20 protein-coding genes are annotated in these 9086 nt (G+C 48.9%); 2 read left to right on the top strand and 18 right to left on the bottom strand.

The window, feature by feature from the left end; genetic code table 11:
- The coding region (locus IEX86_RS25135; RefSeq protein ID WP_229685434.1) for a hypothetical protein at positions 1 to 233 on the top strand (233 nt) is incomplete at its 5' end.
- A gap of 154 nt (positions 234 to 387) precedes the next feature.
- On the opposite strand, the gene IEX86_RS20590 is transcribed toward IEX86_RS25135, so the two are convergent.
- The 17 genes from IEX86_RS20590 to IEX86_RS20510 all read right to left on the bottom strand — a co-directional run bounded on the left by IEX86_RS20590 (position 388) and on the right by IEX86_RS20510 (position 7581).
- Positions 388 to 591, bottom strand: coding sequence for a hypothetical protein (locus tag IEX86_RS20590; RefSeq protein ID WP_188868025.1), 204 nt, complete (start codon positions 589 to 591; stop codon positions 388 to 390).
- Between the two features lie 9 nt (positions 592 to 600).
- Positions 601 to 825 carry a hypothetical protein gene (locus IEX86_RS20585; RefSeq protein WP_188868024.1) on the bottom strand — a complete coding sequence of 75 codons (225 nt, stop codon included), beginning with the start codon at positions 823 to 825 and terminating at the stop codon, positions 601 to 603.
- A 12-nt stretch (positions 826 to 837) separates the two neighbouring features.
- On the bottom strand, positions 838 to 1059 hold the full coding sequence (locus tag IEX86_RS20580; protein ID WP_188868023.1) for a hypothetical protein: 222 nt from the start codon (positions 1057 to 1059) through the stop codon (positions 838 to 840).
- 370 nt (positions 1060 to 1429) lie between these two features.
- Entirely contained in the window at positions 1430 to 1696 is a 267-nt protein-coding gene (locus tag IEX86_RS20575) for a hypothetical protein (protein WP_188868022.1), read from the bottom strand.
- Between the two features lie 11 nt (positions 1697 to 1707).
- A complete protein-coding gene (locus tag IEX86_RS20570) occupies positions 1708 to 1998 on the bottom strand; it encodes a DUF5440 family protein (RefSeq protein ID WP_188868021.1) in 291 nt (96 codons plus the stop codon).
- A gap of 11 nt (positions 1999 to 2009) precedes the next feature.
- Entirely contained in the window at positions 2010 to 2330 is a 321-nt protein-coding gene (locus IEX86_RS20565) for a hypothetical protein (protein ID WP_229685433.1), read from the bottom strand.
- Positions 2331 to 2353: 23 nt separating this feature from the next.
- Positions 2354 to 2602: a hypothetical protein gene (locus tag IEX86_RS20560; RefSeq protein WP_188868020.1), complete on the bottom strand. Its 249-nt coding sequence runs from the start codon at positions 2600 to 2602 to the stop codon at positions 2354 to 2356.
- Between the two features lie 138 nt (positions 2603 to 2740).
- Complete coding sequence (locus IEX86_RS20555; RefSeq protein ID WP_188868019.1) at positions 2741 to 2971, bottom strand: hypothetical protein; 231 nt, start codon at positions 2969 to 2971, stop codon at positions 2741 to 2743.
- Positions 2972 to 3287: 316 nt separating this feature from the next.
- Positions 3288 to 3563 (bottom strand): ASCH domain-containing protein, encoded by a 276-nt coding sequence (locus tag IEX86_RS20550; RefSeq protein ID WP_188868018.1) that lies wholly within the window; start codon positions 3561 to 3563, stop codon positions 3288 to 3290.
- A gap of 17 nt (positions 3564 to 3580) precedes the next feature.
- A complete protein-coding gene (locus IEX86_RS20545; RefSeq protein WP_188868017.1) occupies positions 3581 to 3721 on the bottom strand; it encodes a hypothetical protein in 141 nt (46 codons plus the stop codon).
- A gap of 26 nt (positions 3722 to 3747) precedes the next feature.
- The gene (locus IEX86_RS20540) at positions 3748 to 4068 is read right to left on the bottom strand and encodes a hypothetical protein (protein ID WP_188868016.1); all 321 of its coding nucleotides are present in this window, start codon (positions 4066 to 4068) and stop codon (positions 3748 to 3750) included.
- Positions 4069 to 4204: 136 nt separating this feature from the next.
- Positions 4205 to 4558 carry a hypothetical protein gene (locus tag IEX86_RS20535; RefSeq protein WP_188868015.1) on the bottom strand — a complete coding sequence of 118 codons (354 nt, stop codon included), beginning with the start codon at positions 4556 to 4558 and terminating at the stop codon, positions 4205 to 4207.
- A gap of 12 nt (positions 4559 to 4570) precedes the next feature.
- A complete protein-coding gene (locus IEX86_RS20530; protein ID WP_188868014.1) occupies positions 4571 to 4846 on the bottom strand; it encodes a hypothetical protein in 276 nt (91 codons plus the stop codon).
- 16 nt (positions 4847 to 4862) lie between these two features.
- Positions 4863 to 5078 carry a hypothetical protein gene (locus IEX86_RS20525; RefSeq protein ID WP_188868013.1) on the bottom strand — a complete coding sequence of 72 codons (216 nt, stop codon included), beginning with the start codon at positions 5076 to 5078 and terminating at the stop codon, positions 4863 to 4865.
- Between the two features lie 958 nt (positions 5079 to 6036).
- The gene (locus IEX86_RS20520; RefSeq protein WP_188868012.1) at positions 6037 to 6360 is read right to left on the bottom strand and encodes a hypothetical protein; all 324 of its coding nucleotides are present in this window, start codon (positions 6358 to 6360) and stop codon (positions 6037 to 6039) included.
- Between the two features lie 34 nt (positions 6361 to 6394).
- Entirely contained in the window at positions 6395 to 7066 is a 672-nt protein-coding gene (locus IEX86_RS20515) for a tyrosine-type recombinase/integrase (protein WP_188868011.1), read from the bottom strand.
- A gap of 149 nt (positions 7067 to 7215) precedes the next feature.
- Positions 7216 to 7581 carry a DUF4902 domain-containing protein gene (locus IEX86_RS20510; protein ID WP_188868010.1) on the bottom strand — a complete coding sequence of 122 codons (366 nt, stop codon included), beginning with the start codon at positions 7579 to 7581 and terminating at the stop codon, positions 7216 to 7218.
- 156 nt (positions 7582 to 7737) lie between these two features.
- Between IEX86_RS20510 and IEX86_RS20505 the strand changes: the two genes are divergently transcribed.
- A complete protein-coding gene (locus IEX86_RS20505) occupies positions 7738 to 8451 on the top strand; it encodes an autoinducer binding domain-containing protein (protein ID WP_188868009.1) in 714 nt (237 codons plus the stop codon).
- 232 nt (positions 8452 to 8683) lie between these two features.
- On the opposite strand, the gene IEX86_RS20500 is transcribed toward IEX86_RS20505, so the two are convergent.
- The gene (locus IEX86_RS20500; RefSeq protein ID WP_188868008.1) at positions 8684 to 8998 is read right to left on the bottom strand and encodes a hypothetical protein; all 315 of its coding nucleotides are present in this window, start codon (positions 8996 to 8998) and stop codon (positions 8684 to 8686) included.
- Positions 8999 to 9086: the final 88 nt, after the last annotated feature.

The raw sequence follows: 9086 nt of genomic DNA, 5'->3' as shown, positions 1-9086 counted from the left end.
GTTTTCCTATACGGTCCTCAACGATTCTAGGACGCTGGCAACTCCATAGTTTCTTAACTCACTTGGAGACGTTGCTTAAGAGGGTGAACGATAGAGCAGGAAACACCTTCGTAAGTCCATCGCCACCAAGCTTGGTGCCCATCAACCTTTACGGTAATACGGCCATTTCCGCCATGATCGTAGATGACTTCCCCTTGCGCCCCGCAAAACTCAATAATGGTTCCAACTGGTAGTGGTTGCCTGTCATCAATTGTCATGAAGTTGCCTATCGTCAATCACAGTGTTGTCTAACCCAAAGTTGAGCGTTAAGGCTAGTAAAGAAGCAATATGCTGCCCAACCTAATAGAACCGCTTCTGGAAGTAATGTCATCATCAGGATTTTCCTATCTAAACCTGCACCTCTGTTTCAGGCTCGCCAAGCCAATGAAGGGCGTCTTCTGGCGTATGGAAATACGACGCCTCGCCTCGGCTGGTTTTGATAGTGCCTGACCCATTCGGATGCAGCGTTATGCTCACATCCACTTCATGCCCAGCTTGTACCTTCAATGCCCATTCAGTAACTGACAAGTCTTTGATCTTCTTCATTGGCATGGCGTTTTCCTATTCGTTTTCAGCAGCTTGCAATGCCGCGTTGATGGCCTTGCGCCGTGCCGCTGCGCGCTTGGATTTCCCGGCCTTTTCGATCACGCTATGCAACCCAGCCTTGGCAGCTATCAGATGCGCTACGTCACCCGAACTGGCTTCAAGGATCGCGCTCAAGTAGCTGGAAATGTCATGCAGCGATTCAAGTTCCTGGGCAGTGACATAAACGCTCGATCCCTTCATGGCTTTTTCCTATCATTCAGTGATAGGTTCTTTCGAAAGGAACTTCCGCCCTTCTTCGAACCAAGATCGTGCTTCGGTGTAGTTGCCCAAATCGAGGGCTGTCATTACATGAGCCACGGCCCCCACAGCAGCGTCCTTAGTGATTTCACCGGTCTTGTAGCCGTCAAGCACATGCCTGAGAAATGCGTCCATGTTCTGATGGTCGCGCTGGTCAAGTTCAGGTTTCGATGTCATTGCGGGATTTCCTGGCTCTGACCAAAGCGTCGAGCCAGGTCTAGCGCTTCGTCCCGACGCTGAATGGCATCTTTATCATTTTCGGTTGCCATTGGCTTTTTCCTAGCTGTCTTTGGCGAAATCAGTTTCCTGTTTCTTCCCATTGCCAGGCGTTTGCTTACCAATTTTGAGACCTTCTGAAAATCCTTCGGCCCAGCGGCATGAGCCATAAAGTCGGCCGCAGAAGCCGGAGTAGACAATGGCTACTATCGCTGTCCATTTACTGCAAGGTGAAAAAAAGATAGCGGCTGCTGGAAGCAAGACAATTAGCAGAAGAAACTCATTACCAAGATGACGCCCCAGTGCTCGTATCATTTTGTTTTCCTCGAACTTAGGTTGACGCATCATCACTCGAATCTTTGGTGGGTATGAATGCGATAATCATTAGAACTAAAGCGGTTATGTTCACAACTAGCCACCAGAGCAGGCAGAAGAACCATGTCAATGCCGATAGAAAACCGCCTTCTGCTATGTTTTGCGCAGTGTCGTACTGGTCTTGTGCGCTCGTAGCGATAAAGTCAACAATTGCGCTGAAGTGGTACAGCTCGACTGCTATAAAAAAGAGGCTGATCGCGCCTAGTATGCGGAACATTTTCATATTTTGGTTTCCTATCGCTTCGCCCTGAATCGACTGGGCGGTGGTTTATCCCGGTAAAACTCGCCAGTAGGTAAGTGCATTGCCACCATCGAGGGGTTCAACGCAACGATAATGCTTGGCCCTTTCGACGCTGCTACGGGAATATCCCAGCCCTCTACCGTAGAAGGGGAAAGCTCGTACTCAACATGTGTCGCCACGTCGCGCAGTACCCACGTTCTGCGGCCCGGCTCGCCCTCCTGTTTCACTACTTCAAACTCTGAACGCAACCCTTGCGGGAGCTGCGGAAGCGATTGAGATTTCATGCTGTTTTCCTCTAAAATTTCCACTTGTTCGCTTGGGCAAGCTCACGCCTGTCGTTACCCCACGGGAATTCACCTCGGGTCTGCTCCCAGCAGCAGAAATGGAGGAAGTCTTCCTCTCGCTCTGTAATGGGCTCCCACGAAATCATATTGACCTGCTGAGAGAAGCTGCCCCACGCTACATACAGGGCCAAATCGCCCCAACTCCCCAGCTCGGGGTATAAGTCCCGCAGCTTGGCAACATCTGTTGCCGTCTCGGAATCTACATGCAGATCGGACGAAGCCTCATGTCCTGGATTGACAAAGTGCGGCGATGGCGTGAAGACGAATTGCATGATGGTTTCCTAGGCAGCAACTCTTAATGGCGATATGAGTTTTTCTGTCGCTTCAAAGCTCTTTCGGACGCTGCCGACGTGACTTCAGCAACTTGGAGCAACATAAAAGCAAAGCTAATAACAGCAATCATTGAGGCTATGAAAAACATTGAGCCAAAAGGAGCTACGAGGTAGAAAAAGAAAGTGGCTATGGTCGCAAGAGTCATCGATATAGTAGATATCGGAGCTTTCTGCAAAGCAGCACATGCTTGATCTATTGCTGAAGTATTCATATTGTTTTCCTATTTGTACTAAGCGGCGCGAAGGGCTGCATACACAAGTGAGCGCTTACTTCTTCTTCATACCGATCCTTTATTTTTTGTATAATACTTATTATACAAAAAATAAAGGAAAATCCTTACAGTTTCATCTTATGTTTTCTGCAGCCCTTCAATACGCTGGGCAGCAAGGTGGAAGCGGCCTATAACCGTGGAGACCTGCTGGAAAAGAGAAGGAGGCTGATGCAGGAGTGGAGCGGTTTTCTTGATACCCGCCATTCGCCACCGGTCGATGGCGGAACAGACATCCAGAACAGCCGTGTCTACGAATAGAACTGGCACCATCCCACGAGCGAAAAGGTCATAAAAAAGAGTCCATAGCATACGATCTCACCCGCTCTACCTCCTCCCTTGATACCAAGGTGTGCCCTTTTGAGTGGAAAGTACGTAGTCACCAAGGCAAGGATCAAACATACAGCGGCTACATCCGCCACCGTGATTTTGGATGAGGCATAATCACGCCAAGCGAAAAGCAAAAACGCGACGATAAAACTCCCGTAACAGATCAGCTCTCCAATGCCAGGTCTTCCCTTGATACCACGGTGTTCTCTTTTGAGTGGAAAGTATGTAGTCGCTACGTGAAGCGCGAAAAATACGCTGGCTATGCTCAATACAGTTGTTTCGTTCATGGCTTGAGTTCCTACAGCTTGACGTTAATTGCAAAAACCTCAACCGGCTCTGAGCCGAAGTGCGGATGGGTTATAGTCGTTATTCGGTAGCCTCTCCACGGCAGCGACAGCCTCCGAACCTGATCCCCCCGCGCTGGATAGCCCTTGGTAAGCTCGATGCAATCATAAGTACAGCCTTCCAGCCGCTTACGCCAGTAAGGCGTTAGCAGGCGGAACTCCTCGGGCTTTATGCCCGCCTTGATCGCGTCAAAGTATTCACCTTTGAGGGCCAATGTCAGAGTCGCCATGGTCATGTTTTCCTATGTCAAAACAGATATGTAATGAGCATGTCGCCTAACAGTTGACCAACGCCAAAAAACTTGGGCCAAAGCAATACGACGCATACCGCCAGGCCGACTTGTAGTGTTGCGACCGTGAATCTTCGAAAGAAGATGAGTGGTTTCATGCCGGTTTCCTTGAACTTCCGAACGGTCAGACTCCGCACGCCTGCTGACCAGTGTATTTGAAATAGATTTTGTAGGCAGAGCCAACACTGACTATTCCGCACCAAAAACCACTCTCGTCTGGGTTGCTGGCTTCAACAGGGATGCCTTGAGAAATGAGATATGCAGAGTTCAGTGGTGCTAGATCAGCGCTTGTATCGGACTCTCGGATCAGGTGCTTTTCAATCAGGTCTTCCACGTGGTCATAGAGAGCTTTGTTCTCAAAGAACTCATTGCCAACGGACAACCGTTTTATACCCATGACCAGTTCTTCAACCTCTGCACACGGGGTGAACGCAGCAGTATCCATCGTGTTTTCCTAGCTGTCCTGAATAAGTGGCATTAACGACTGAATAGCTTGTGAAGCAAGTAAATGGCCGGGGGAAACACTATAAAACCAAAGACCAAGGCAGCTATAAAATCACTCGTATCCATATCAGCTTCCTTTAACTGGTGTGCTGCTCGATCTGCATGAGTGCCCGCAGCTTAGGGCCGTCGCAGTTTGGATACTTGGCCACAAAAACCTTGTTATGAGCCTGGATCAGCTGTGCAGCTACTTCTGAAAGCCCCCATTGTGAGGGCTCGCAGTGCTCTCCATATATGGTTGAGTAAGGGTCGGCTAGCCCTTCAAGCTCTTTCTCCACGCTGTTGAACGTAACAAGGATATCGGGAGCATCAGCCTCCGCGTATTGATCGTAGTCGCCCAGCGGCCACTCTCCCCAGCAAATGTCCGGGTGCATCTGCTGAAGCGCTACGATCAGTTCCTGGGATGTACTGGTAACACTCTTTACTTGAGCCATGCGGATTTCCTTTTACTTCTCGACGTGATTCAAGGGCACTGGTCTTACCTTCAAAAAGTGGCTTTGATTCCAGACTCCGGGCTCTGACTCAACCAAGATCGACTGGCTGCTGATCACACAACGCCGCCCAGCTTTGGCGTATACAGCCTTGAGCCCTTTTGAAGCCTCGGCCCGAGCATTTGGCTCGGCGGGGTTCAACACGATGATTGCTTCTTGATCATCCTCAAGACGTGCATAGTCCGACATACGCAAGTGCCCAAGGATGAAACGACTGCCATTAGCTGCCATCTGCTGTTTTCCTTGATCATCTTGTTGTGTGCGTGGCGCCGCGCTTCTCAAACGATCCATTGTACTTACCGCACTCGTAGAAGAGTTTGATAGTCAGCACGACAGCCCCGGAGAAACAAAGCCCCCAGGCGAACTGAGATACCTGGTAGCCAATAACCAGCGGGACAATCGCCAGGATAAAAGCCAGAACGGAAGCCAGGCCCAGCTTGATGTTTTCCTGTAGGTAGGTCATTACAGTTTTCCTATACGGTCCTCAACGATTCTAGGACGCTGGCAACTCCATAGTTTCTTAACTCACTTGGAGACGTTGCTTAAGAGGGTGAACGATAGAGCAGGAAACACCTTCGTAAGTCCATCGCCACCAAGCTTGGTGCCCATCAACCTTTACGGTAATACGGCCATTTCCGCCATGATCGTAGATGACTTCCCCTTGCGCCCCGCAAAACTCAATAATGGTTCCAACTGGTAGTGGTTGCCTGTCATCAATTGTCATGAAGTTGCCTATCGTCAATCACAGTGTTGTCTAACCCAAAGTTGAGCGTTAAGGCTAGTAAAGAAGCAATATGCTGCCCAACCTAATAGAACCGCTTCTGGAAGTAATGTCATCATCAGGATTTTCCGTTAACTCGTGGTTGCCGGTTTATTCTTGCGAAGCCGATGCTGCGGCAGGCTCTACAGTAAGTACATAACGTGCAGTGCGGTAGAACAACATTATCGCGAGAGGAGGTATAACAGACGCAAGAATCGATATCAGAAGGCTTTTGAAAGCATGATTCCTTTGATAAGCAGAGAGTCCTCGAAGGTTTGATATCCCTAAAACCAAAGCAAACAAACTTATAAGCATAAAACCTACAATAAATATGATTGTTTCAACTGAAATATTCAGTGGGCTTACTGCTAGAAGCGACTCAGGTAGAACCATCTCTGAAAGATTTAGTGATGACATAATGCCTCCTTATTTTCTCTTGGTTTAGTGTTGAAAAACGTGGGCCTTCCATTGCTTAGTTATCGTGGGAGCCTAAGGCAGGCTCGAAGGTTACTTTCTCAATTGATGTTTACTCTAGACCCGCTCGGTCCAGTAGAACTCTATGGTGCATCCAGTCAATCCCTAGTACCCGGTGGTTTCCATATCACTAGCAGCATTTACATGATGTTCCATTTATCTGCCTCACTTAACGTTGAAGGGATTCCTATAAGCTGTCTTGCGCTTCAATAGGTGTAAATTTAGTTCCATTTAACGGAACTGTCAAGGCCTTTTTAACCCCGGCACGCTTTAGTATTTCCCCCCATGACTCCACCCGATACTCAGGGCCATTCTTGACTATCACAGTCCCAAATTCGGCATTCAATGCTTGCACATAGTCGTCAATTTTGCCCTTGCTGAGCCCCGTCAATGCCGCAACGCTGGATGCTGTCGCACGCTCCAGGCGATCAATGGCCGCCAACGTCACTAGAAGGCGACCAGCATGCCCTTTCGGGTACTGGGGAACACCGTTCTCATTAATTTCAAACACTTAATACAAACTCCGACCGTGCCGATTAACGGAACTATAAAGCCACTTCGAAGGCCCGTCGAATGGTTTCTTTGTCAATGCTCATGTACGCCTTGCTGTGGTCAAGACGAGCATGCCCAAGGATCGCCTGCACAGTCTCAACGTCGCCGGTTGCGGCCAGCACCTTTGCGGCCAGCGAACGCCTGCCGCTATGCGAGGTACCCTGTTTGATACCGGCCTGCCGGTAGAGCCTGCTGATCGTCTGTTGGAGTGAATCACAGGCCTGGTATACCTCCGGCCCGCTGTCCAGCATTCGGTGTTTGAAAGCGAGTTCGAAGGCTTGCCCCTTGTGCGTCATGACCAACTTTGAACCTGGGCGAAACCCTCGGTATTCATCAACGGCGGAAAGGCCCCAACGGCGCTGTTGACGCACGTCTAGCCACGCATCGAGTGCCGCAAGGCAGCGAGCATGGGTTAGGTACACATTTCTCGCACGACACCCCTTTGTGATTTCTGCTCGCAAGTACACCTCGGGCTTGATAGCACCGCTTGGGTACAGCACGTCTGCGACTTCCAGCAAGGCCAATTCTGTAACACGAATGCCAGTCGTATGAGTCAGCCACAACAACATCACGTCGCGCTCTGGCTGTCTACCAGTGACGGATGCAACGCGGATCAGGTGCTTGAATTGTCCAGGGCGAAGGGAAGTAGCGCGGCGGATGGTCATAGGGCCTCTCTGTCAGGATTGCACGGAATTCGTGCTCGATCTGGAGAGAGTCAGGCCGGGGCCTCCTAACAATGGTATCAGCAGGCCCTACCTGGAGTTCACGGAAAATACCCAAGGATTCGCAAGGTCAAATTCTGAAATGCGAAAGCTTAGAGTGAAATATCACTCTGCCAGTCTTGGCTGGCAAGCCAAGAGATCAGCATCTCTTCCGTGCAACGGACGCCAAGATCATAGCCTTTTTTACAACATAACATCAGGTTGGTCTGGATGCCTCCGGGAGCTAGGTAGATAAGGTTATCTGCCTGTGAGCGATACCAGGCCCAACCCAAACTTACTTGAGGTAGACCACTCGTACTCGCCCACTCACAAAAACCTGCCGTCTTTGAGTCGAGACCTAACATTTGCATTTCTTCCTGCAGCTCGGCATCCATCCAAACCATGTATTGCTGGAAGGTTAGTTGGCTGAATTCTTTTAAAGACTGTCTGATGAAATGGTCAGGCGCATGAGCAAGCATAGGATGGTCTTTGATCAGGATGGTTATTGCTAGAGGGTTGTAGGCAAGCTTAAGACAGATTAGTCGCTTTTTTCACAGCAAATGCTACGTGCTCAGCTACAATTGGATACCTGCCCATTCAGGCAGCTATCCTTTTTTAGTTGAGTGTGATTATCAGTGAATGACTGGCGTGAAAGCTATCTCAATCTATGCTCCGTAGCACAGTCCGAGGACGAGCTTTTTAAAGAGCTGGAGAAACTCATTGAGAGTCTTGGATTCCAGTACTGCTCTTACGGCTTGCGCGTACCACTTCCGGTTACTAACCCGACTTTTCAGTTACTAACTAATTTTCCATCAAAGTGGAAAGAACGCTATGTAACAAACAACTATGTTGATATAGACCCAACGGTCAAACATGGCATGACCGAAGATTTGCCTCTTGCGTGGGCAGCTGATCAGGCTGAGGATCAATACGAGTTCTGGGAGGAGGCTAGGCAGCACAATATTTGCCATGGCTGGTGTCTGTCTTCGCTAGGAAGCCATAGTACGGGAGGATTACTTTCGCTTGTACGCTCATCAGATAAGATAACGTCCCAAGAATTGGACGATAAAGAGGCCAAACTTATTTGGCTGACGCGGCTGATACATTCGGCTATGACACGGCTTTTAACTCCAAAGCTGATGCCCGAATCAACAGCAGAGTTGACGCCACGTGAGACGGAAACACTGAAATGGACAGCGGTAGGAAAAACCTACATAGAAATAGGAATGATACTTGGCATTGATGAACGAACGGTCAAGTTTCACTTATCCAATTGCATGCGCAAACTTAATGCAGTCAACAAGGCTGAGGCAGCAGTAAAAGCATCCTTGCTAGGCATGCTCTTTTGATAAGGTTAGGCAAAGGGAAGCGTAGGGCTTTGGCCAGGCCCATGCTCCTATCACTGTTGAAACATATCGATCTGCTTGTTTTCAGGGTCAGCTTTGGGCTGATGGCCTAGCATACCATCTTGAAGCATTTAAAAACTCTGACGCGCTACGCTTGTCGGCTCCTAGATCCCGCCTCAGCGAAGCTGACGCCCGCTCTAGGAGCTTCGCGATATAAGAACATGCTCTGCTCAAATCATCGATCATAATAAAGCTTATAACTTTCATATGTCGTTAATGAACTCACCATTAAAGTGCTCTGCGCGAGCCACTCTAGATATTCAGATACGTTTCCAGGATAGCCAATAGCTAGCATCGCTCCATAAAATACACTTTGACCTACCAAGCTTATCAGCGCACCTGTACATACCCCGGCAAATATCCAAGGAAATGCACTAACAACCAGAGAAAGCCATTGAAAATTGTTCATGAATTTGAACTTGGTTATTTCATCGCGAGTAGCTAATCCATTTGCAATCTTACGTTGTAGCATCTGTCGGTTATTCAACATCAACCTTGATCTCCTTTGTGCAAGTGGTAAAGGTCAATCCATTAATTTCAAGCCTATCTATCTTATAGGGGAGCCCTCTAACAGCATC

This window comes from Pseudomonas asuensis (assembly GCF_014646755.1).
GTDB classification, from domain to species: domain Bacteria; phylum Pseudomonadota; class Gammaproteobacteria; order Pseudomonadales; family Pseudomonadaceae; genus Chryseomonas; species Chryseomonas asuensis.
Note: the sequence above shows the minus strand (reverse complement) of the source record. Positions and strands in the feature narration are given on the sequence as shown.

Excerpts from the sequence above, each read along its gene's own strand:
- IEX86_RS20580 (WP_188868023.1), bottom strand. The coding sequence starts at position 1,059 with ATGACATCGAAACCTGAACTTGACCAGCGCGACCATCAGAACATGGAC.
- IEX86_RS20585 (WP_188868024.1), bottom strand. The coding sequence starts at position 825 with ATGAAGGGATCGAGCGTTTATGTCACTGCCCAGGAACTTGAATCGCTG.
- IEX86_RS20590 (WP_188868025.1), bottom strand. The coding sequence starts at position 591 with ATGCCAATGAAGAAGATCAAAGACTTGTCAGTTACTGAATGGGCATTG.
- IEX86_RS20525 (WP_188868013.1), bottom strand. The coding sequence starts at position 5,078 with ATGACCTACCTACAGGAAAACATCAAGCTGGGCCTGGCTTCCGTTCTG.
- IEX86_RS20500 (WP_188868008.1), bottom strand. The coding sequence starts at position 8,998 with ATGTTGAATAACCGACAGATGCTACAACGTAAGATTGCAAATGGATTA.
- IEX86_RS20535 (WP_188868015.1), bottom strand. The coding sequence starts at position 4,558 with ATGGCTCAAGTAAAGAGTGTTACCAGTACATCCCAGGAACTGATCGTA.
- IEX86_RS20540 (WP_188868016.1), bottom strand. The coding sequence starts at position 4,068 with ATGGATACTGCTGCGTTCACCCCGTGTGCAGAGGTTGAAGAACTGGTC.
- IEX86_RS20565 (WP_229685433.1), bottom strand. The coding sequence starts at position 2,330 with ATGCAATTCGTCTTCACGCCATCGCCGCACTTTGTCAATCCAGGACAT.
- IEX86_RS20545 (WP_188868017.1), bottom strand. The coding sequence starts at position 3,721 with ATGAAACCACTCATCTTCTTTCGAAGATTCACGGTCGCAACACTACAA.
- IEX86_RS20555 (WP_188868019.1), bottom strand. The coding sequence starts at position 2,971 with ATGCTATGGACTCTTTTTTATGACCTTTTCGCTCGTGGGATGGTGCCA.
- IEX86_RS20570 (WP_188868021.1), bottom strand. The coding sequence starts at position 1,998 with ATGAAATCTCAATCGCTTCCGCAGCTCCCGCAAGGGTTGCGTTCAGAG.
- IEX86_RS20560 (WP_188868020.1), bottom strand. The coding sequence starts at position 2,602 with ATGAATACTTCAGCAATAGATCAAGCATGTGCTGCTTTGCAGAAAGCT.
- IEX86_RS20550 (WP_188868018.1), bottom strand. The coding sequence starts at position 3,563 with ATGGCGACTCTGACATTGGCCCTCAAAGGTGAATACTTTGACGCGATC.
- IEX86_RS20510 (WP_188868010.1), bottom strand. The coding sequence starts at position 7,581 with ATGCTTGCTCATGCGCCTGACCATTTCATCAGACAGTCTTTAAAAGAA.
- IEX86_RS20515 (WP_188868011.1), bottom strand. The coding sequence starts at position 7,066 with ATGACCATCCGCCGCGCTACTTCCCTTCGCCCTGGACAATTCAAGCAC.
- IEX86_RS20530 (WP_188868014.1), bottom strand. The coding sequence starts at position 4,846 with ATGGCAGCTAATGGCAGTCGTTTCATCCTTGGGCACTTGCGTATGTCG.
- IEX86_RS20575 (WP_188868022.1), bottom strand. The coding sequence starts at position 1,696 with ATGAAAATGTTCCGCATACTAGGCGCGATCAGCCTCTTTTTTATAGCA.